Genomic DNA, 20,105 nt, shown 5'->3' with positions numbered 1-20,105 from the left:
CTTTGTCGGAGACTCACCGGGGCAGCTCAGTGCCGTGGTGCTCAGCCACCATGTAGGCCGCGTACCATTCGGGCCACTGCTCGTCGTATTCACCGCCGTTGCGGGCTTCATGTTCGCCATGAGCGGCAGAGGCCCGCTTGAGGGCGCCGACCAGGTCGGTCACCGACCCGAACAATGTGGCGCTCGACTCGACGCGACCGGGGAGTCGCCTCGTGACTTCCTGGAGCAGGTAGCTGTTCCCATCCGGGTCCACGAACGTGGCGAAGGACCCATAGCTGGCCCGCTCTGCATCAGCACCATCGCTCCGTCCGTCGGGCCCGAGGGGCTGGAACTGCGCGCCCGGGACCTGTGGGTGGAACACCTCGCTGATCTTTGCGCCCCTGGCAGCGAGTTCGCTGCGCGCCGCGCTGATATCGGAGACGACCAGGTAGATGCCCTCGGCAGACCCCGGAGCTGCATTCGTGATTTTGTCACCGAACTGGATCGACCCAGGTGAACCCGGCGGTGTGAACTGCACCACTCGGAAGCCATTGTCGAACCCGAAGTCCGCATCGAGGCGCCAGCCCAGGCTCGCATAGAACGCTTTCGACCGGTCGACGTCACTGACGGGGATAACAACGACCTCGAGCTTGAGATCCGTGGTGATTCCCATGAGCGGCGTGGCGGCGTTTGCCGCCGTCGTTTCAGTAGTCATTGTTTTCTCCTTCGGTATTCGGCAGTCGGTTTCTGCCACGATCCCAATCTCGTCCGATTGCGACACCAGGACTTACCGGCTGGTGACGGTTCCCGCGTCCCTTGGCGGCCAATGCAACATGTGCCGATGACTGCACAAAAGCCGACGCCGAGGCGTAGGCGTTGCAGGGGCCGCCGCGCACTCCGTGTGGTTGCCTCTCGGCCGTTCTTCGACCGAGGACGCTGCCCTCGTGGCCCACTTTTCTCGGACACGCGGGCCCTGTCAAGAGAATGCAGCACCCTGGCAGGGCGCCCGTCGGTCGACGATCTGCGAAGCGACCTCCGGGCCGCGCCCAGCGAACTCCGACCCGGCTGGGATCTCAGTGCCCCGGGCCCGCGCTAGGCCTGGTATGAGGGCAGTTACGCGCAATTCCATGAATGGCACAGGCGGTCCCCGGCTGACATAGAGAAGGCATTCGCCCGGGGCGCCCCGGTCGTGAGGCCAATTCGACCCAGCTGTCGGCCGGCACGTGACGGGAAACGGGGTGTCCTTCGACCGCACTCGGTCAGACCTCTCCGCACTTCCGCCTCGGACACGACTGCGAGTCAGGGCGGCATGGCAGTCTCTTCGAGCGACAGGCCCGTCCGGCGTTGGCAAGCGTTGACAACTCTGATAGTACGAAGGTCGGAGCATCTCTCGACGTCCAGATCGGTGACCAGCTAAGCGTTCTCGACGCCGACCGTCCGCCACACCAGCGTTAGCGGTCGTTCTCCGGTCCGCGGGAATCGGCCGAGCCCCATCACTGAGAATGGATTCCGATGCCCAAAGACAACCCCGTCGACGTGAACGCAGGTGTCGCCTTCCCGGTCCTTTCAGCCGAGCAGATCAGACGCCTCTGGAGTTACGCCGTCGCGCAAGACGTTGCCGTCGGCGACACCGTGTTCCGGGCCGGCGACGAAACATACGATCTCATCGTCATTGAGCGGGGAGTGGTGGATCTGATCCGGGCCGCCACCCACGATGCACCCGAGGAGGTCGTGGTCAGCCATGGCCCGGGCCGTTTCATCGGTGAGCTGAGCTTGCTCACCGGTCAAGCCGTGTACCTGACGGGGCGGGTGGTGCAAGCAGGACGAATTCATAGGATTCCGCCGGCCCAGTTTCGCCGGCTGATGAATGAGGACGCCGAGTTATCCGATATTCTGTTGCGCGCCTTTCTCGCGCGGCGAGAACTCCTTCGCAATAACTCAGCTGCCCGAGTCGTCGAGATCGTGGGGAGCCGTCTCTCCGCAGCTTCACTGGAACTCCGGACATTCGCGGCGCGATTACGACTTACCCATCTCTATGTTGAGGCCGATTCCATTGCCGGGCAGGCGCTCATGAGGGCCGTGCAGGTCGAGACAGAGGACCTCCCGGTCGTCATCACTCCCGACAAGGTGATGCGCCGAGCGACCGCAGAGCTCATGGCCCGCGAACTCGGACTCTCATACCGTCGAGCGGCCGACGAAAAGGTGGATCTGGCAGTGATTGGCGCAGGTCCGGCTGGACTTGCCGCTGCGGTCTATGGCGCATCTGAGGGCCTCGCAACTGTCTTGTTCGACATGGTCGGTCCTGGCGGACAAGCTGCGGCAAGTTCGCGAATCGAGAACTATCTCGGTTTCCCCACTGGGATAAGCGGGACGGACCTGACGGGGAAGGCGATCGTGCAGGCACTCAAGTTCGGCGCTCAGCTTTCGGCACCGTGCGGGGTCACAGCACTCGACGTTGACACCGGCGTAATCCGGCTCGCGCTGACGGACGGCACCAGCCTCGAAAGCCGGGCCGTGATCATCTCCACGGGCGCCCGGTACAGGTCTCTTCCCCTGCCAGACTGGGAGAAGTTCCAAGGCGCCGGAATCTACTACGCTGCAACTGAGCTCGAAGCCAAATGGTGTGCCGGTAAGCCGGTCACAGTTGTCGGCGGCGCGAATTCGGCCGGTCAGGCTTCGCTGTATCTCGCGTCGCGCGGAAGCGCCGTCCACCTCGTCGTCCGCGGTGCCGATCTCGCAGCTGATATGTCCCGCTACCTCGCAGACCGGCTGGCCGCAGAACCGCTGGTCTCCATCCATGCAGCGACTGTGGTGTCGGGCCTCCAGGGCCAAACCCAACTCACTGCTGTTGAGATAACGGAACGGGAGTCGGGTAACCGCACTCTCATCGAGTGTGCAGGACTGTTCTGCTTCATCGGCGCAGTCCCCGCAACAAGCTGGCTGAACGGGCTCGCGCTCGACAACCAAGGTTTTATCCTGACCGCCTCGGACCTGCACCCGTCGGAACTCGGTGCAAGCTGGTCATCCCTCGGGCGACGGCCGCTTCCCTTCGAAACCAGCATCCCTGGGGTGTTCGCCGCCGGCGACGTCCGCAAGGGCTCAATGAAGCGCGTCGCTGCAGCGGTTGGAGAGGGAGCGAGCGCCGTCCAATCAGTCCATGCGGCAATTGGATTCCACGTTTAGCTCATGAACCAAACCGGGAATCGTCGAAGGGACTCGTGGCTAGTCAACCCGTCCAGTCTTCGGCTGCTGCCAGCGGCCCCTGCGCCCGCATCGCGCCGGCCTCGACCCGGAAGTCGTGCGGATGATGGCCATTGGAGGTCCCTGACGATGGAGAAGGGCTCAAGGCTGATGGTGAAGCATACCGCCGCCTCTATAAGGGTTGCATCCGCCCGACGTCCAAGGTCGTCGGATAGAGCGCTGAGGTGTGCAGAAGCCAGGTCCTGACCGGAATGCACCCGGGGCTGAGCCAAGGCACCTGCAGGCGCGGGGGTGTTTACTGGGAGTGTGGGCTCCCTATCGGCGACACGTACGCAGAGGCTCGTGCTGTGGATCGCGATTCTCGCTTCGTTTGTGTCGTTTCTCGACAGCAGCGTGATTAACGTTGCGCTGCCAGCCGTTTCCCGTGAACTGGGCGGCGGCCTCACTACCCAGCAATGGGTTGTCGATGCCTACCTGATCACCTTGGGTTCGCTGATCCTGGTCGCCGGTTCGCTCTCTGATCTGCTGGGACGCGTTGTGGTTCTCCGCGCAGGCCTGATCGGATTCGGTGTGACGTCAGTGATGTGTGCGCTGGCACCCACGGCGGAGGTGCTGATCCTGGCAAGAGCCCTTCAAGGTGTTGCCGGCGCCCTGCTGGTGCCCAGTTCCCTGGCCCTTATCACGTCAAACTTCGAGGAAAAACCCCGCGCGAAGGCGATCGGGCAGTGGACAGCGGGTACAACCGTGGCATTCATCGCGGGTCCTTTGCTCGGCGGTGTGCTCGTCGACTCGGTGGGCTGGCGCTGGGTCTTCGGAATCAACGTCCTGCCCATTGCTGTGACCTTGCACCTGTTGGGCGTGCTGCGGGCCAAGGATGTCCGGAAGGAAGGAGTTCGCATCGACTACCCGGGCGCCGTGCTCTGTGTGCTCGCGCTGGCGGGGCCGGTCTACGCGCTGATCGAACAAGGCAACTATGGCTGGGGAAGCCCGGTCCTTCAGATGCCCTTCGTCATCGGCATTCTGTGCCTGGCCGGGTTCATTTGGCGCGAAAAGACCGCGCGGCAACCGCTCCTGCCGCTCAGCCTCTTCTCGGTTCGAAACTTTGCGGTCGGCAATGTGGCCACTGCCTTCATTTACGCCGCGTTGTCGATCGGCGGGTTAATCATCGTGCTTTTCCTTCAGCAAGTCGCAGGCTTTCCGGCGACTTTTGCTGCCCTCGCGCTGCTTCCCGTCAGCATCGTGAGCATCCTCCTGGCGTCGTGGTTTGGCTCGTTGGCCGGACGGTTTGGCCCGCGCTGGTTCATGGCCTTCGGCCCGGTTCTCGCCGGAAGCGGCTACTTCCTGATGCTCGCCTCTGAAGTGCCGGTCAACTACTGGACCCAGCTGATGCCCGGAATCCTCTTGTTCGCATTAGGGCTCTCGGCGACCGTCGCACCACTTACCGGTGCGATTCTCGGTTCGGTTTCGGCACAGCAGGCGGGCATCGGCTCGGCCGTGAACAACGCCGTCAGCAGGGTTGCGGGCCTGATCGGCATCGCGCTGGTGGGCCTCATCGTGGGCAGCAAACTTGAACTCGACGGATTCCACCGGGCGTTGACCGTGACGGCGGTGCTGCTGATTCTCGGTGGCATTGTTTCCGCCGTCGGTATCCAGAACCCGCGCAAGCGGCCGGCAGGCCGGACACGACAGCAATCTTCGTCAAGAAGCACGGGGGGGCGCCGGAGTTCCAGACCTGGCCGATTGCCATTCGGGGGATGAGGGGCTCGGTCAGCGGACCTTGCCCGGGCACGCGGCTCCTGCGACGATGGCATGGTGAACAGGCCTATCGGATACTGGGTCAAGCGCCTGGACGCCTCACTGCAGGCACAACTCGATTCCACGCTGGCCCGCCTCCACCTGACCAGAAGACAGTGGCAGGTCCTCAACACGTTGAGCTCCGCATCCGCCACCCCGGCAGAGATACGGGATATTTTGCGCCCATTCAACACAGCCGACGGCGGACACGAACGGGACCTGGCCGCGCTCGTCCGAAAGGAACTCGTGTTCCTGCTCGACGGTCGTCTCGCCCTGACCGGGGCCGGCTACGCCCTGCATTCGGAGGCTTCCAGGCTAGTGGAAGCGACCCGGCATGAGCTCACGGCAGGTATCGGAACGGACGAGTACGCCATCGCCGTCAGCGTCCTCGAACGCATGAGCAACAACGCTGACCGGATCGCCACGCGATAAACCGCGCACTGCAGCGTGCCGACCCCTTCGACTTATCGTTTGTCCCGCTCGGGGGCTCTTTGAATTACTGCACGAGCCAACAGCAACTGCCGGCCCGGAGCGACCGGTATCGAACCGGAGGGGGAAGGCGTGGCCCGCGTCAGTGTCCTCCGAGGAGTTGCTGCCCCCCGTCGATGTCGTATGTCGCCCCGGTCAGGGCGGTGTTGGTCATGATGTGCACGGCCAGCGCGGCGACGTCGGCCGGTCCCACGACGCGGCCGATCGGCAGCGTGGTGCGGAGCTCGCTGCGACGATCATCGAGCCCGGCGCCGAGGAGCGATGCAGACAGGGGAGTGTCGACAAAGCCTGCGGCGATGACATTGATCCGGACCGGCGCGATCTCCAGCGCCAGATTGGCTGCCAGGGCGGGAAGCGCGGCCGTGACGGCCGAGATGACCCCAAGCCCGGGGCCCGGACGGCGGCCCCCGGTCCCGCTCATGAACAATAGCGTGCCCCCCGGGCGGACCTTGCCGGAGGCGTAGCGGGCGACGCCGAGCATCAGCATGGCGGACGCCGCGAGGGCGCGGCGCGCCTCTTCGAAGTCCATGTCGGTCAGGCGGGCGTAGTAGGGGCGCCCGGCGGTCACCATGACATGGTCGACGGGTCCCGGGAGATGCTCGAAGAACTCGGCGAGGGCAACCGGATCGTTGGCATCGAACGCCCCTGTGGCCAGGGCGCCGAGCTCCCTGGCCGCTTGCTCCAGCCTCGCGGAATCACGGCCGGCGAGGATGACCCCGGCGCCCTCGGCCCGGGCACGCCGTGCCGTCTCCAGCCCGATACCGGCGCTGCCGCCGATCACCACCACGGTTTGCCCCGGCAAATCCGGCTCGCGTGACGCCGGCGAAGCGGCAGCTGCGTTGCTCATCGCATCTCCTCTTCTCAGTCCGCCGCGGATGGTCCCGCGCCCACCGGCCTGCGCTCAGCTGCGATTTCCCCGCGCAGTGCCTTCAGCGCGGAGACGTAGATTTCCGAGAATGTCGGGAAGGGCTGGATCGTGTCGCTGAGGACATCGAGCGGGACGTGGGCCCGGACGGCCAGTGTTGCCTGTTGCAGCCACTCACCGGCTTCCGGGCCGAGCGCGTAGGCGCCGGTGAGCCGTTCGCCGTCGCTGAGGAGCGTGAGGAAGCCGTTGCTCTCGGCGTAGGCGCGCGTGTAGGTCGCAGTCTTCGACACCTCGGAGACCGGGACCGTGGCGCTGAAGCGGCTTTCGGGGGCGCCGACCGCCGCGGCTTGCGGGTCCGTGTAGGTGACGCGGGGAACGGCCTCGTAGTTTGCCTCCCGTGGCTCCCCGAGGATGTTCGCGGCGACGACATCGCCCTGGTATTTTCCTACGTGGGTCAGCGGCCAGATCCCTGTGACGTCGCCGATTGCCCACAGTCCTTCCGCCACGCGCAGGTGAGCATCGACAGGAACTCCGTGGCTGTCGGGTTCGATGCCGACGGTCTCCAGGCCGATTTCACGGACCCGGGGGCGCCGCCCAGTGGCGACGAGCAGCCGGTCCCCGCGCAGCTGCCGGCCGTCGTCGAACTCCAGCACGTAGTCCTCGCCGTCACGCCGCGCAGTGGTCGCGGCCGCGCCCAGGACGAGCTCGATGCCCTCGCCGCGCAAGACGTCGCCGAGGGCCTCGCCCAGGGGTGCTGGCTCCCGGCCGAGGACATGCGCGGAGTTGTCGGCCAGTGCCACCTCGCCGCCGAAGCGGCGCACGGCCTGGGCCATTTCGACGCCGACCGGCCCGCCGCCGAGGATGAGCAGGCGCCGCGGGACGGCCTTCATGGAGGTCGCCTCGCGGCTGGTCCAGACACCCTCGAGTTCGCGCAGGCCCGGGACCGGGGGCATGACGGGAGCGGCGCCGTTGGCGAGGACCACGTGCCGGGCAGTGTGCCGCTCGCCGTCGACCTCGACGACGCCCGGACCGGCGAGGCGGCCGGTGCCGCGCAGAAGGACGACGCCGTTATCGGCCAGCCAGCGCTCCTGTCCGGCATCGGAGTAGTCCGAGACCATGAAGTCGCGCCAGGCAAGCGCCGCCTCGACGTCGACCTCTGCGGAGGCGGCTGCCTCACGTGCCGCATGGACGGCCTCACCCGGCCGCAGCAGCGTCTTGGACGGGATGCATGCCCAGTAGGAGCATTCGCCGCCGACCAGTTCCCGTTCCACCACGGCCACGCGCAGGCCGCCCTCGGCGAGGGCGCCCACGCAGTGCTCGCCGGGGGAGCCGGCTCCGATCACAATCACGTCGTAGTCGCTGTTCATGTCGTCAACTCCTCCCCGGCATGCTCGCGCACCATGTAGAGCGCGCACCAGCCAGGCCAGTCCGGGCCCTCCTGGCGACGTCTGAGACCGGGACGACCACGACCTTTCCGGGGTTCACCGGGCGGCTGCAGGCTGCACCTTGTTTGCTTTCGTCGATGGTATTCATCCCGGCCTCCCCTGGGTCGGGCGCGCCATGAAAGGGCGGCATCGGATTCACTGGCGACCCGGGAAGGTGTGGCGGCGGCGGGCGCCAGGCCAATGCTGCGGGGCTTGCGCTACGGGGGTCGCCATGCGCTTTCCTTGTCGCCCCCCGGCCGGTCTTCGGCCGGGGACGCTGCCCTCGGGACCCCACAGTGGCCTCATCCGGAACGAAAGTCAAGGGAGGTAGAAAACCTCCTTGGATGCAGCGGGCAGCCCATGGCGTGGCCATTTTTTAGAAGGCGAACCTCCAGAAAGGTCTGTACTGCAGGGCTGGCTGATGGGGCCGATCGCTCCTCGACCTCTGCTGCAGACGGGGATAGCCTGAGAGCGGGGGGTGCCCGCCGATGTAGCGCCGGATACTCTTGCGGCACGGGAGGTCTCGGCGCCGCGGGCAGGACCCGGAAGCGAGGGGGACCCGGAAGCGAGGCCGTGGCATGGAAGTCCCTGCAGCGAACGGTGCTGGCAGTTGGTGGCCAGAGCTCAGGGTTCAGGACTGGGCAGGGACCCGGGACACCCTGCACCTGTGGACCCAGATCGTGGGCAAGATCCGCATGGCCCACGCGCCGATGCTGAACCACTGGTGGCAGGTGACGCTGTACGTCACCCCGCGCGGGCTGACGACGTCGTCCGTCCCCTACGGCCATGGTGCCTTCGACATGGAATTCGATTTCTGTGAGCACGTCCTGCGGCTGCGCACAAGCAACGGCATGAGCGCGACGGTTAAGCTCAGCCCGAAGCCGGTGGCGGAATTCTATGCCGAGACCTTCGATGCCCTGGGCCGGCTCGGCATCCAGACCGCTATCCGGGCGGTGCCGAACGAGGTCGAACCGGCCATACCGTTCGCCGAGGACTACCTGCACGCCTCCTATAACAGCGAAGCCGCCCGGCTTTTCTGGCACCAACTGGTCCAGGCGGACCGCCTGCTCAACGTGTTCAGGTCCTACTTCCGGGGCAAGGTGAGCCCCGTGCACTTCTTCTGGGGAGGAATGGATCTGGCCTGCACGCGGTTCTCCGGCCGGCCGGCGCCCAGACACCCGGGAGGGGTCCCGAACTGCGCCGACTGGGTCATGGAGGAGGGTTACTCCCACGAAGCCAGCAGTTGCGGTTTCTGGCCCGGCGGCGGGGACGAGGGTGCGTTTTATGCCTACGCCTACCCGGAGCCTGCAGGGTTCACCGGGTACCCGGTGAACCCGGCCGAGGCAGCCTACGACCAAGAGTCGGGACTCTATCTGCTGCCCTATGAGGCGGTCCGCCTCGCGGCCAACCCCGACCAGTATTTGCTGCAGTTCCTGCATTCGACGTACGTTGCCGTAGCGGAGGCCGGACAATGGGACCGCGCCGCGCTCGAGACGGACCCCGACAGGTTGCGGCATCCGCCGGCCCCTGACAAGTAGGACTGCCGCCCTCCCCGGGACGGTCCGGCCGGCGTAAAGTTGGCCTTGTTCCACGCGTACCCGAGCGAGGAGGCCGCCATGGGCGATGCCGACGGCATCGATGTTTCGGTGCCGCCCAGCGGGACCGGCTGCGTTGAATGCGAAGCCGGCGGCGGCTGGTGGCTTCACCTGCGGCGGTGTGCCCAGTGCGGCCATATCGGCTGCTGCGACAACTCGCCCTCCCAGCATGCCACCGGCCACGCCCGTTCCACGGGGCACCCGGTCATCCGCAGCTTCGAACCGGGCGAGGACTGGTTCTGGGACTACCGCAGTTCCACGTATTTTGACGGCCCGGAGCTGGCGCCCCCGGCGCATCACCCGCTGGACCAACCTGCCCCCGGACCGGTCTCACGGGTGCCCGGTGACTGGCAGGGACAGTTGCATTAGTGGCCGGAGGCCGGCCAGTTCCCGGACGGCGCCCGAGGGGCTGAACGTTCTGGCGGGGCCCCTCCGGATCCGGGGAATCGGGGGGCCTGGTCATAGAGAGGACCCGATCGGCATGACATCCACGCTGGGTTTTAACGTTTTCGACGCACCGGGGAAACCTTTGGTGGGGGATAGGCCCCGGCCGTTCGGGCCGCCGATGGCCTGGGATCCGATGACGTCGACGCTGATCTACGGCGAGAGCGAAGCGGTGCTGGTGGACCCGCTCACCACCGTCGCCGAGGCTGAGGCGCTGGTCGCCTGGGTCAGACTTCACCACCGCAACCTCACGACGATCTACATCACCCACGGCCACCTCGACCACTTCGCGGGTCTGAGCGTGCTGCTGCGCCAGTTCCCCGGCGCCCGCGGCATAGCCACACCGAAGTCGGTGGAGCTGGCGCGCGAACAGCCGGTGGCGTTCTACCGCCAGCTCCTGCCCGGCCAACTGCCGGCTGCAATCACGGTGCCCGAGCCCTACCCGGAGGAGGTCTTCCACCTGGAGGGCCACGAACTGCGAATCATCGAGCAGGGCCACACCGACGCCGCAGACAGCACCTCCCTGTACGTGCCCTCGATCGACCTCGTCGTCGGCGGGGACGTCCTGTACAACCAGTGCCACCAGTACGTCGCCAAGCTCACCCCCGAGATCCGTGAGAACTGGATGGCCGCCCTGGACCGGCTGGCGGCACTGAACCCGAAGACGGCGGTCGCCGGCCACAAGAAACCGGGCGCGGCGGACACCCCGGAGGCCATCGAGTGGACGAAGCGCTATCTCACCGACTTCGGCCGCCTAAAGGAGGAGACCTCCAGCGACCGGGAAGTGTTCGATGCCATGGGCGGGCTGTACCCCGACTGGGCCGCCCACCAGGCGTGGCTGATGTTCGGCTTCGCCTGAGCAACCCACACCTAGAGCGCCTGCCGGAAACAGGTAAGGCTTTACCGTCGTGCAACCTCGTCGAGATTGATGTGGGCGGCGTCAGCCGTGAGGCATGGCAGGACGAGTCCGGCCCACCGTTCGCGGACCGACTCGGGCTGATCCAGTGGTGCGGAGGAGATGAGGACGTAGATATCGGCGACGGTGAGGTCGGGCCGGATCTGCCTGGACGCGATTCCCTGGTTGATGAGTTCTGACAGTGCCGTCGCCGCACGTGTCTCGTCGACGTTCGCAGAGGCACCCAATGCCGGTGCTGCCGATTTCGCCGCTTCGTTTATCGCCGAAACGCGGATGACCTCGTGCAGGAAAGCGATGATGACCGTCAGCGGTGATGCGCCTTCGCGAACGCGCTCCAGGGCGGCCTCGGCTTCTGTAGTGATTTGTTCGATGTATTCGGCCAGTACTGCGCCCACCAGGTCGGTCTTCGTCGGGAAGTGCCGGTAAAGAGTTCCGACTGCCACTCCCGCGGCGATTGCGATGGCCTCCATGCCCACGTCAGGGCCCTGGGCAGCGATTTCCGCCCGGGCGGCGTCGAGGATCTTGGCGCGGTTGCGTATCGCGTCGGCCCGCATGGGGCGCTGCTGCGTGGTCACGAACGATTCTCCTGCCGGGACTTGCATGAAAGTGAATGCGGGTTCATTATTTAAGTGAACCACGATTCATATTACATCGGGAGCACCATCATGACCACCAAGACCGCACTTGTCACCGGCGCATCCTCCGGAATCGGAGAAGCGACCGCCAGGAAGCTGCAGAACCTCGGCTTCACCGTCTACGGGGCGGCACGGCGCACCGACCGGCTGGAGGGCCTTGCCGCTGACGGCGTCCGCCCGCTGGCGATGGATGTCACCGACGACGCGTCCATCCAGGCCGGCATCGACCACATCATCACCGAGACCGGCCGCGTCGACGTCCTGGTCAACAACGCCGGCTACGGATCCTACGGCGCGCTCGAGGATGTCGACATCGATGAGGGCCGGCGCCAGTTCGAGGTCAACGTCTTCGGAGCAATGCGGCTGGCCCAGCTGGTGCTGCCGCACATGCGCAGCCAGCGCTCGGGCACGATCGTGAACATCACGTCCATGGGCGGAAAGATCTACACCCCGCTGGGCGGCTGGTACCACGGCACGAAGTTCGCGCTTGAGGCCCTCAGCGACTGCCTCCGCCTGGAGGTCAAGCCGTTCGGAATCGACGTCGTCATCGTCGAGCCCGGCGGCATCGCGACCGAATGGGGAGCGATCGCCGCCGATAACGTGGAGGCCACGTCCGGTAACGGTCCCTACGCCCCACACGCCCAGGCCGTCGCGAAGTCGCTGCGATCGGAGACGAACGGGAACCGTAATTCCCCGCCGTCGGTCATCGCCGACGCGATCGGAAAGGCTGTGACCGCCTCAACTCCCAAGACCCGCTACGCGGTCGGATACGGCGCCAAGCCATTGATCACCGCCCGCGGCCTCCTCAGCGACCGCCAGTTCGACGCCCTCATCACCCGCGCCGTCGGACTCCCTCGCACCTAACTCAGCACATGGGTGCGGCGCAGCCCAACCATGCCGCGCCAGGACCTGCCCGTCTCAAGGCGCGACCGTCTAACGGCATGTGCGGTACACCGTCCTCCATTCCCGGGTGGTGGCGGTGCTGTTCGGGGACGAAGATGCACGCCCGCTGCCGGCCGTCCGACGTCGGCTGGGAAAACCGCAGCCACATCAGTATGCGCTGACACCCGAAAGCGTCGCGTCGAAACGCATCTGCCAGTCAGCCAAGTCGCGGGCCGCCTCATAGCGGCGTGCGGGCGTCCAGCGGACACTGATCCCGGGGCTGAGGGCTGGTGCGGCCGGGCGGCCTTGATTCGGCCGCTCGGTTACTAAGAAGCCGATCGCTGAGGATAGGAGTCTGAATATGCCGCGGGCGATGATGAAGATAAGCCAGAGCACGGCCGAAATCACGATGAGGGCGAAAACGACTAGGTAAACCATGCCCAATTTTAAAGCTAAGAAGGCCAAATGAGAATCGGCAACTGGCCGACCGGGACGAGACGAAATCGGTCGGCCATTGCTCTCAAGGCATCCGGCGTCCCCGTCCCGAGGACCTCTGATGGCGCGGGAAGGGTCTAGTCTCGGACGTATGGGCAGCGATCCCGTGCCGGGGAGGAGGTTCCCGGACGCTCCGTCTTACGATGTGCACCGCCGCGTCGTGGAGACCTACGCTCGCGACCTCCCGAGTGGCAACAGCCTGATGGACGCCCTCGCCAAGCGGACGAGCCGCGGGGGGCGCAAGGCCGAGTTCGAGTTCACGACCACTCCATATAACTTCTGCGAAGTCCTCTGCGTGGCGTCCCCGGAGACTGCCGTGGCCCTAGTCGACGCGGGGATCACCACGGCGGAGGAGGCCGTCGCGTTCCTCGAAGAGCATGGGCTCGACGATCTCGTCGAGGACAACCACGACGCCGCGGAGGCCGCGCTCCGCTGGGCGGCGATGCCTTCGGAGGTCCTCGACCGCTTCCAGCATTCCCCCCTGTCCTTCTATGAGGACCCGGAGGGCTTCGGGGAGAAGCTGGGGGAGGACCTGCTCGGCAAGCTCCGGAGGAACAAGGCGGTCTGGGCCGCCGTGCAGGCGCGCAGGATTGATCTGGGGGACATCCTCCAGATCGGCATCTCGCGGTTCCTCGACGCCGAGGACGACGATGGTACCTTGAGCGGGCTGCTGGCCGGCCTGAAGTCGGGCGCAGGCCAGCCAGTTCGGGCCGAGGACATCAGCGGCTGGATCGAGCAATTCGGGATCGGCCCGGCGACCCCGAACGAGGTCAAGACAAGTGTCTACCGGCTCGCTGTACGGTACGGCGGCGACTTCGTCGCGCAGATTCCACGGGATGCCCGCAGCATGAGGCTTGCCAACGGCCTCTCGCGTGCCGCCCACGGCGAGAGGCGCGGTCTCGACGTCGAGCGTCGCATGATCCTATTCGGGGCGCAGGTCTTGGCCGGGGCCTCGCGGGCGGCAGGGCTGTCAGCGTTGCCGGATGAGCACGGTCTGATGAGGCTCCTCGACGCGGGGATCACCGCCGCGCAGGCAGCCGAGGGATACCTGAGGGGGATGAGCGCGGCCCAGATGATCGCGGTGCACCGGGACGGCACAGTCCCGGGCGTCTCAGACGACTGGATCTGAAGCCGTCCCCGCACGTGATGGGGCCCGGGCGCCGTGCCCGGTGGGAGACAGGGGCTCAGCGCCCGGGTACGGCGCCGCCGGGGCCTGAGCCGTATTACGAGCCTATGCGGCACCCGATCCATACGGCCGTGTAATGGCCTCGAGGAAATGCCCATCCGGATCGGCGAAATAGACGCCGCGTCCGCCGTCGTTGTGGTTGATTTGCTGCTGGCGTGTGCGTGCCGGGTCCGCCCAATAGGGGATGCCCTGGGCCTGAATCCGTGCGAAGATGCCGTCGAACTCGTCCTCGCTGACCAAGAAGGCGTAGTGCTGCGGGGAGATGGGCCGGATCGCCGTGGCGAAATCGAGGGTCACTCCGTGGTCAAGTGGCACGGTCATGAAGGACCACATGGGTTGGGGTTCCGGCAGTCCGAGCACCTTGGCCAGGAACTCCGCCGAACGGCGCTTGTCCGTTGCGTAGACGATGGTGTGGTTGAAAGTGACCGTCATGGTGACCTCCTCAGGTGTTTTTGATTAACAGAGGCCGGGCCTCTAAGCCCACGCCCTGGCAACCAGGTCTCCTGCTGGGCCGAGGATGAAGTCCACATTGAGGGATGAGCTGGGCCCCTCACCCATAGAGATCTTCTCGTCGAAAGACCCAAAGGTGGCTGGCAAGAAGTACCCCACGTTGTCCCAGTAATACTGGAAGACATGCAGGAGGGGATCTTCGATCGTATCCAGGTCCTCCCCGAGGCGGTACACAACAATGGCCTTTTGGCGGACCTCTTGCGAATTCGAGCACCAAGGCAGAATCAGCCCTCCCGCATTAGCCATATTTCCAGGCGGAACCTGATCCGTGTCCCTCGGAATGATCCCCGAGGGATCGCCCGGGCCAAAGAGGGGATTCCCCCCAAGGTCCTCGTAGAACAGGTTCATGCCAACATCGGCTGGCTGTCCCGGCAGACGGGTTCGGTTGGTGAGCCTTTCCAGGCCTGAATTCCACAGGAGTGGTCCTCTGCGGTCCTGGGCGCCGTACGAAACTTTCTTCCGCGACCCGGAAATGGATGCCCGCGCCGCGTCTTTGGCGGCCATAGCCGCAGTTACCGTCTTTGGGCCTAGGCGCGGTTGCTCGAGATCCATCCTTACTTCTCCTGTCCAAGAGGGTTCCGGAGCGCTCCCGTGGTTGACCGCAGGCGGCTCCGCCTCGGAAGAGCTCAAGGGATGCATTGTGGTCCGCCGTGCGGCGGTTGTTGCGGCATGAGGGCTGGGCCCGGACGGCTATCGGCCATCAGAGGCATGGCTCTCGTGTGAACTTTGCGTCCGGTGCTTGCCAAGCGTCAAGGGACCATGGGCACTGACTGTCCAGATAATTTCGCGTCCCCGGGCAACGGCAACGGCCGCGCCGCACACCTACCTCACCACCTCTTCGATTCTCAAAACCCGATTCGCTGGCCTCGATCGGCTGTTCGAGAACTGCTAAACCGGCCGCAGCCTCAGTGCCCGCCGAGGATCTCCACAAGGGCGAACGAGAGGCCGAAGCCGACGGCGATCGCGATGCCGGTGGCCGCGCCGGCGTCCCGGAGCCCCTCCGGGACCATGCGGGTCGTTACGTTCGTCAGGATGCCGCCACCGGCGAAGGCCAGCGCGAACGCCACCACCTCGGGCCGGGCTGCCTGCAGCAGCACCATGAAGACGGCCACCGACGCGCCGCACAAGAACGTCATGGCCAGCCAGGCGGTCATGACGTGGCGGGCGGTCATGCCCGACTTGCGCAGCGGTTCGGTGTCGGCCATGGCCTCGGGCACGCCGCAGAGGAAGACAGCGGCAAGCACCGCGGCACTGATGCCGTAGCCGCTGAGTAGCGCCCCGGTGATTACAACCGCTTCGGCGACCACGGACAGCCCGATCACAAGGAACCTGGGCTCGTGGACGGGAGGTGCGGACAGCCGCCGGCCGCGCACGGCACCTGTCACCACCCACGCCGTCGCCACGGCACCGCCGATCAGTCCCACCCCGACATAACCGCTTCCGCCGGCCAGTCGGCCGGCCTCGGCGACGAGCTTGTAGGCGACGGCAGAGAGCAGGGCGCCGGCACCGAGACCGGTCAGGACGCCGAGCAGGACGCTGTTGCCGACGCGCCACCGCAGGGCGAGCAGTCCACCCAGGAAGTACGAGGACCCGGCAAGCAGACCCCAGCCAAATGCCTGCAGCATCGGCGCCCCTTTCGGCTTAGGCGCTAAAGCACCCCGCTTAGGCATCATCCCGAAGGGCCGCGTGGATGGCAAGGGTCCGCGAGGCGCCGCCAACCCGGCCGGGGCATTAGTCGGTCGCACTGGCGAGCCGGGCTGCCAGCGACCTGACGTGCTCGACGAGCTCCGGGGGTTCGTGCACCCGGAAGTCGAACCCTTTGGTTGTCACGTAGATGGCCAACTCGTCCAGCGAGTTGGACCCGGCCCGCAGGGTGCAGCTGTGCTCGTCGATCGGCTCCAGCGCTCCGGTGGTGGGGGCAAACCGCTCCGCCGCAGTCTCGGCGCTGACATGCAGGGTGAAGCGGGCCTGGTAGCGGTAGGCCGACGTGGAGATCGCGCGCGAGGCATAGCCGCTGATATCCGGGGGAGGCGGGGTGCGCGGCGTGAACCGGGGGCCGGCTGGCGTGCGCGGATCGAGGCGGTCCACGCGGTAGGTGCGCCAGTCCTGGCGGTCGACGTCCCAGCCGATGAGGTACCAGCGCCGGCCTGCGTGCACCACCCGGTGCGGCTCGGTGGTGCGGATGCTGCTGGTTCCGTCGTGGGTGCGGTAGTCGAAGCGAAGGCGCAGCGAGTCGCGGCAGGCGGCGGCGATGGCGGTGAGGGTGCTCGGGTCGGCGGTGGGGCCGGAGTTGGTCATCGGCACGACCATGGACTGCAGGGCGTTGATCCGGTGGCGCAGCCGGGACGGAAGCACCTGTTCGAGCTTGGCCAGTGCCTGCACTGAGGTCTCCTCGATACCGGTGATCGAACCGCCGGCGGCCGTTCGCAGGCCCATCGCAACCGCGACGGCCTCGTCGTCGTCGAGCAGCAGCGGCGGCAGGTCAGCGCCTGCACCCAGCCGGTAACCGGCGGTGCCCGCGCTGGCCATCACGGGGTAGCCGAGGCCGCGAAGGCGGTCGATATCGCGGCGCACGGTGCGGGGACTGACCTCCAGTCGCTCGGCCAATTCGGTGCCGGACCACTCGCGTCGGGTTTGCAGGAGGGAGAGTAGTCGCAGCAGCCGTGCCGAGGTTTCCCACATGATTTGAAGTCTGCCATAGTCCTAGGACCGAACCTGTCCTAACCGGATACCTAGAGTTACCGGTATGGAGAAAAACAGAGAAATCCGTCCCTTCACCATCGACATTCCGCAGGCCGACCTGGACGACCTGCGGGACCGGCTGGCCAGAACCCGGTGGGCCACGGACCTGCCGGAGGTCGGCTGGAGCCGCGGGGTGCCGGTGGGGTACCTCAAGGAACTGGCCGAGTACTGGCGCGATGGCTACGACTGGCGCGTCTACGAGCGGGAACTGAACAAGTATCCGCAGTTCACCACCGAGATCGACGGGCAGAACATCCACTTTCTGCACGTCCGCTCGCCCGAGCCGGACGCGCTACCGCTGATCCTGACCCACGGCTGGCCCGGCTCGATCGTGGAGTTCCTGAACGTCATCGGCCCGCTGACCGACCCCAGGGCACATGGCGGAGACCCGGTGGACGCGTTCCACCTGGTGATCCCGTCGATCCCCGGCAGCGGATTCTCCGGACCCACCGGCGAGGCCGGCTGGGACACCAACCGGGTGACCAAGGCCTTCGCCGCCCTGATGGACCGACTCGGCTACGACCGCTACGGCGCGCAGGGCGGGGACACCGGCGCGGTCATCTCCCCGGGACTCGGCCGGCTCAACCCCGACAAGGTCATCGGCGTGCACGCGAACGGGCTCTCCGCGTTCACCGAGGTCAACCCGGACGAGGCGGGAGAGTTGACCGAGGCCGAGCGGGCGCGGCTGGATCACTTGCAGTACCTGAAGACCGAACAGTCCGGCTACATGATGATCCAAATCACCCGGCCGCAGACCCTGGCGCACGGGCTGCACGACTCCCCGGTCGGGCAGTTGGCTTGGATCGTGGAGAAGTTCAAGGAGTGGACCGATCCTGCCGCCGAACTGCCCGAGGACGCGGTGGACCGGGATCTGTTGCTCACCAACGTGATGCTTTATTGGCTGACAGGCACCGCCGGGTCCTCGGCCAACAGCTACTACGAGACCGCGCACGCCGGAGCCTGGGGCGCGAGTGAACGTTCCACAGTGCCGACCGGGGTAGCGGTATTCCCCATGGACGTGTCGATCCGGCGCAGCGTCGAGCTCGAACACGCTGTGGTGCACTGGTCCGAATTCAACCGCGGCGGTCACTTCGCCGCCATGGAGGCCCCCGACCTGCTCGTCGAAGACATCCGGAAGTTCTTCAGCAACCTGCGCTGAAACCTCCGCGGGCGCCGGCCCTGCCCCGCGGGCACCGGCCGCCTGATGGCTGGCACACCGTGGAGCAACCTGGCCGGACCTTCGCGAACCGATCCAGCGCATGCAAGCGGCAAAGCGAATAAATCCCCTTGCCATTTTCAGAATACAGCTCGCACGGGGGCTTGCCGCAAGGCCCCTGGCGTCGACAAGAATGGTTGGCCGCGGCAAGAATACTTGCGCACACGGGCCCGTGCCGGGCGGCATAGTCACGCAGGACCGCGGGCTGGAAGGTGGTGTCGAATTGGGGCTTCACATGTACGACGTGATCATCAGCGGAGGCGGGCCCACGGGGATGATGCTGGCCAGCGAGTTGCGACTGCACGATGTGGACGTGCTCGTGCTGGAGAAGGACGAGGAGCCGGGCAAAGAGGTCCGCTCGCTCGGCCTGCACGTGCGCAGCATCGAGATTATGGATCAGCGCGGGCTTTTGGACCGGTTCCTCGCACATGGGCAGCAGTACCCCCGTGGGGTCGGCCGTTTCGCCGGGATTGACAGTGCCGGGCCCGTGAACCTGGACACGGCCCACGGTTACGTCCTCGGCATCCCCCAACCGGTCACCGATCGGCTTCTGGCCGAACGCGCCGTTGAGCTCGGCGCACAAATTCGCCGCGGGTGCGAGGTAACGGGGCTCGAACAGGACGAGGACGAGGTGAGGGTGGAGCTCACGAACGGTACGCGGCTGCGGTCGCGTTGGCTGGTCGGCTGCGACGGCGGGCGCAGCCTGGTGCGCAGACTGGTCGATATCGGCTTTCCCGGCGAGTCCGCCAGTACGGAATGGCTTCTCGGCGAGGTAAAGGTGACCATGTCGGCGGACGAGCTGGCCGAGGTGGCGGGGGAGGTGCGCAAGACCCACAAGGGCTTCGGCATCGGCCCCGCGGGAAACGGCCTGTATCGCGCCGTCGTGCCCGCAGCGACCGTGGCTGAGGATCGCTCGGTCCCGCCGACCCTGGAAGAATTCCGGACACAGCTTCGGGCTTATGCGGGCACAGACTTCGGTGCCCGCTCACCGCGCTCACTGTCCCGTTTCAGCGACGCCACCCGGCTAGCCCAACAATATCGAGTAGGCAGGGTTTTCCTCGCCGGCGACGCCGCGCACGTACACCCGCCGCTGGGAGGTCAGGGTCTGAACCTCGGCATTCAGGACGCCTTCAACCTCGGCTGGAAACTCGCGGCAGCTGTCAACGGTTGGGCGCCGGACGGGCTGCTGGACAGCTACCACACCGAGCGTCACCCGGTCGCCGAAGACGTCCTCACCTTCACCCGGGCCCAGAGCGAGTTAATCTCCCCCGAGCCCGGTCCGCAGGCCGTGCGCAGGCTGCTGACGGAGCTGATGGACTTCGAGGACGTCCGCCGTTTCCTGGCCGAGAAGGTCACCGCCATCGGGGTCCGCTACGACTTCGGCGAAGGACCCGAGCTGCTCGGCAAACGACTGCCCGACATCCCGTTGTCACCGGGTCGTCTCTACGAGCTCACCCGCGAAGGCCGCGGGCTGCTTCTGGACCAGACCGGCGAACTCTCCGTGACAGGATGGGCGGACCGGCTCGACCACGTCACGGACGTCGGTGGAGAACTGGATGCGCCCGCGGTCCTGCTCCGTCCGGATGGCCACGTCGCATGGATCGGCCAAGACCAGAACGACCTGCTCCACCACCTCCGGACATGGTTCGGAGCCGCGTCCGAAAGCCCGGGAAGTCGTGACGGCGGCCTGGGTCCGCCTCCGGGATGACGCGCTTTCCCGTGACGGGCACGT

The 20,105-nt window shown here is 66.3% G+C and carries 19 protein-coding genes; 10 read left to right on the top strand and 9 right to left on the bottom strand.

What is annotated here, in order from left to right; translation table 11 throughout:
- Window positions 1-13: 13 nt before the first annotated feature.
- Window positions 14-694, bottom strand: a complete 681-nt coding sequence (locus ACFVVK_RS03420; protein ID WP_390263463.1) for a VOC family protein — start codon at window positions 692-694, stop codon at window positions 14-16.
- A 797-nt stretch (window positions 695-1,491) separates the two neighbouring features.
- On the opposite strand from ACFVVK_RS03420, the gene ACFVVK_RS03415 reads away from it, so the two are divergent.
- From ACFVVK_RS03415 to ACFVVK_RS03405, 3 genes are all read left to right on the top strand, one after another.
- Window positions 1,492-3,162: an FAD-dependent oxidoreductase gene (locus tag ACFVVK_RS03415; RefSeq protein WP_390263461.1), complete on the top strand. Its 1,671-nt coding sequence runs from the start codon at window positions 1,492-1,494 to the stop codon at window positions 3,160-3,162.
- A 360-nt stretch (window positions 3,163-3,522) separates the two neighbouring features.
- Window positions 3,523-4,938, top strand: coding sequence for an MFS transporter (locus ACFVVK_RS03410; RefSeq protein WP_390263458.1), 1,416 nt, complete (start codon window positions 3,523-3,525; stop codon window positions 4,936-4,938).
- Between the two features lie 54 nt (window positions 4,939-4,992).
- Complete coding sequence (locus ACFVVK_RS03405) at window positions 4,993-5,406, top strand: MarR family transcriptional regulator (RefSeq protein ID WP_390263456.1); 414 nt, start codon at window positions 4,993-4,995, stop codon at window positions 5,404-5,406.
- Window positions 5,407-5,545: 139 nt separating this feature from the next.
- Here ACFVVK_RS03405 and ACFVVK_RS03400 read toward each other — a convergent pair whose 3' ends face one another.
- Window positions 5,546-6,310, bottom strand: coding sequence for an SDR family oxidoreductase (locus tag ACFVVK_RS03400; protein ID WP_390263453.1), 765 nt, complete (start codon window positions 6,308-6,310; stop codon window positions 5,546-5,548).
- 14 nt (window positions 6,311-6,324) lie between these two features.
- Window positions 6,325-7,695 (bottom strand): dihydrolipoyl dehydrogenase family protein, encoded by a 1,371-nt coding sequence (locus ACFVVK_RS03395; RefSeq protein ID WP_390263450.1) that lies wholly within the window; start codon window positions 7,693-7,695, stop codon window positions 6,325-6,327.
- Between the two features lie 635 nt (window positions 7,696-8,330).
- Between ACFVVK_RS03395 and ACFVVK_RS03390 the strand changes: the two genes are divergently transcribed.
- The 3 genes from ACFVVK_RS03390 to ACFVVK_RS03380 all read left to right on the top strand — a co-directional run bounded on the left by ACFVVK_RS03390 (window position 8,331) and on the right by ACFVVK_RS03380 (window position 10,650).
- Entirely contained in the window at window positions 8,331-9,290 is a 960-nt protein-coding gene (locus ACFVVK_RS03390; protein ID WP_390263448.1) for a DUF5996 family protein, read from the top strand.
- Between the two features lie 78 nt (window positions 9,291-9,368).
- Complete coding sequence (locus ACFVVK_RS03385) at window positions 9,369-9,716, top strand: UBP-type zinc finger domain-containing protein (protein ID WP_390263446.1); 348 nt, start codon at window positions 9,369-9,371, stop codon at window positions 9,714-9,716.
- 163 nt (window positions 9,717-9,879) lie between these two features.
- Window positions 9,880-10,650, top strand: coding sequence for an MBL fold metallo-hydrolase (locus tag ACFVVK_RS03380; protein WP_390263444.1), 771 nt, complete (start codon window positions 9,880-9,882; stop codon window positions 10,648-10,650).
- Between the two features lie 41 nt (window positions 10,651-10,691).
- Here ACFVVK_RS03380 and ACFVVK_RS03375 read toward each other — a convergent pair whose 3' ends face one another.
- Window positions 10,692-11,282: a TetR/AcrR family transcriptional regulator gene (locus tag ACFVVK_RS03375; protein WP_390263441.1), complete on the bottom strand. Its 591-nt coding sequence runs from the start codon at window positions 11,280-11,282 to the stop codon at window positions 10,692-10,694.
- 90 nt (window positions 11,283-11,372) lie between these two features.
- Here ACFVVK_RS03375 and ACFVVK_RS03370 point away from each other — a divergent pair, with 90 nt between their 5' ends.
- Window positions 11,373-12,206: an oxidoreductase gene (locus ACFVVK_RS03370; protein ID WP_390263606.1), complete on the top strand. Its 834-nt coding sequence runs from the start codon at window positions 11,373-11,375 to the stop codon at window positions 12,204-12,206.
- 186 nt (window positions 12,207-12,392) lie between these two features.
- Here ACFVVK_RS03370 and ACFVVK_RS03365 read toward each other — a convergent pair whose 3' ends face one another.
- Window positions 12,393-12,662 (bottom strand): hypothetical protein, encoded by a 270-nt coding sequence (locus tag ACFVVK_RS03365; protein ID WP_390263439.1) that lies wholly within the window; start codon window positions 12,660-12,662, stop codon window positions 12,393-12,395.
- Window positions 12,663-12,879: 217 nt separating this feature from the next.
- Here ACFVVK_RS03365 and ACFVVK_RS03360 point away from each other — a divergent pair, with 217 nt between their 5' ends.
- On the top strand, window positions 12,880-13,848 hold the full coding sequence (locus ACFVVK_RS03360) for a hypothetical protein (protein ID WP_390263437.1): 969 nt from the start codon (window positions 12,880-12,882) through the stop codon (window positions 13,846-13,848).
- Window positions 13,849-13,950: 102 nt separating this feature from the next.
- Here the strand turns inward: ACFVVK_RS03360 and ACFVVK_RS03355 are convergent, their stop codons facing one another.
- From ACFVVK_RS03355 to ACFVVK_RS03340, 4 genes are all read right to left on the bottom strand, one after another.
- Complete coding sequence (locus ACFVVK_RS03355; RefSeq protein WP_390263435.1) at window positions 13,951-14,337, bottom strand: VOC family protein; 387 nt, start codon at window positions 14,335-14,337, stop codon at window positions 13,951-13,953.
- A gap of 42 nt (window positions 14,338-14,379) precedes the next feature.
- The gene (locus tag ACFVVK_RS03350; protein ID WP_390263433.1) at window positions 14,380-14,967 is read right to left on the bottom strand and encodes a hypothetical protein; all 588 of its coding nucleotides are present in this window, start codon (window positions 14,965-14,967) and stop codon (window positions 14,380-14,382) included.
- Window positions 14,968-15,320: 353 nt separating this feature from the next.
- The gene (locus ACFVVK_RS03345; RefSeq protein ID WP_390263431.1) at window positions 15,321-16,040 is read right to left on the bottom strand and encodes a ZIP family metal transporter; all 720 of its coding nucleotides are present in this window, start codon (window positions 16,038-16,040) and stop codon (window positions 15,321-15,323) included.
- A gap of 106 nt (window positions 16,041-16,146) precedes the next feature.
- On the bottom strand, window positions 16,147-17,097 hold the full coding sequence (locus ACFVVK_RS03340; protein ID WP_390263429.1) for a helix-turn-helix transcriptional regulator: 951 nt from the start codon (window positions 17,095-17,097) through the stop codon (window positions 16,147-16,149).
- 64 nt (window positions 17,098-17,161) lie between these two features.
- On the opposite strand from ACFVVK_RS03340, the gene ACFVVK_RS03335 reads away from it, so the two are divergent.
- Together ACFVVK_RS03335 and rox are read left to right on the top strand one after the other, a co-directional pair.
- Window positions 17,162-18,316 carry an epoxide hydrolase family protein gene (locus tag ACFVVK_RS03335; RefSeq protein ID WP_390263426.1) on the top strand — a complete coding sequence of 385 codons (1,155 nt, stop codon included), beginning with the start codon at window positions 17,162-17,164 and terminating at the stop codon, window positions 18,314-18,316.
- Between the two features lie 292 nt (window positions 18,317-18,608).
- Window positions 18,609-20,081: a rifampin monooxygenase gene (gene rox, locus ACFVVK_RS03330; RefSeq protein WP_390263603.1), complete on the top strand. Its 1,473-nt coding sequence runs from the start codon at window positions 18,609-18,611 to the stop codon at window positions 20,079-20,081.
- The last annotated feature ends 24 nt before the right edge of the window (window positions 20,082-20,105 follow it).

The organism is Arthrobacter sp. NPDC058192 (genome assembly GCF_042883665.1).
Lineage (GTDB): Bacteria > Actinomycetota > Actinomycetes > Actinomycetales > Micrococcaceae > Arthrobacter.
This window is presented reverse-complemented; position numbering and strand designations above follow the sequence as displayed.

Excerpts from the sequence above, each read along its gene's own strand:
- ACFVVK_RS03415 (WP_390263461.1), top strand. The coding sequence starts at position 1,492 with ATGCCCAAAGACAACCCCGTCGACGTGAACGCAGGTGTCGCCTTCCCG.
- ACFVVK_RS03385 (WP_390263446.1), top strand. The coding sequence starts at position 9,369 with ATGGGCGATGCCGACGGCATCGATGTTTCGGTGCCGCCCAGCGGGACC.
- ACFVVK_RS03420 (WP_390263463.1), bottom strand. The coding sequence starts at position 694 with ATGACTACTGAAACGACGGCGGCAAACGCCGCCACGCCGCTCATGGGA.
- ACFVVK_RS03370 (WP_390263606.1), top strand. The coding sequence starts at position 11,373 with ATGACCACCAAGACCGCACTTGTCACCGGCGCATCCTCCGGAATCGGA.
- ACFVVK_RS03365 (WP_390263439.1), bottom strand. The coding sequence starts at position 12,662 with ATGGTTTACCTAGTCGTTTTCGCCCTCATCGTGATTTCGGCCGTGCTC.
- ACFVVK_RS03345 (WP_390263431.1), bottom strand. The coding sequence starts at position 16,040 with ATGCTGCAGGCATTTGGCTGGGGTCTGCTTGCCGGGTCCTCGTACTTC.
- ACFVVK_RS03350 (WP_390263433.1), bottom strand. The coding sequence starts at position 14,967 with ATGGATCTCGAGCAACCGCGCCTAGGCCCAAAGACGGTAACTGCGGCT.
- ACFVVK_RS03390 (WP_390263448.1), top strand. The coding sequence starts at position 8,331 with ATGGAAGTCCCTGCAGCGAACGGTGCTGGCAGTTGGTGGCCAGAGCTC.
- ACFVVK_RS03395 (WP_390263450.1), bottom strand. The coding sequence starts at position 7,695 with ATGAACAGCGACTACGACGTGATTGTGATCGGAGCCGGCTCCCCCGGC.
- ACFVVK_RS03355 (WP_390263435.1), bottom strand. The coding sequence starts at position 14,337 with ATGACGGTCACTTTCAACCACACCATCGTCTACGCAACGGACAAGCGC.
- ACFVVK_RS03340 (WP_390263429.1), bottom strand. The coding sequence starts at position 17,097 with ATGTGGGAAACCTCGGCACGGCTGCTGCGACTACTCTCCCTCCTGCAA.
- ACFVVK_RS03335 (WP_390263426.1), top strand. The coding sequence starts at position 17,162 with ATGGAGAAAAACAGAGAAATCCGTCCCTTCACCATCGACATTCCGCAG.
- ACFVVK_RS03400 (WP_390263453.1), bottom strand. The coding sequence starts at position 6,310 with ATGAGCAACGCAGCTGCCGCTTCGCCGGCGTCACGCGAGCCGGATTTG.
- rox (WP_390263603.1), top strand. The coding sequence starts at position 18,609 with ATGTACGACGTGATCATCAGCGGAGGCGGGCCCACGGGGATGATGCTG.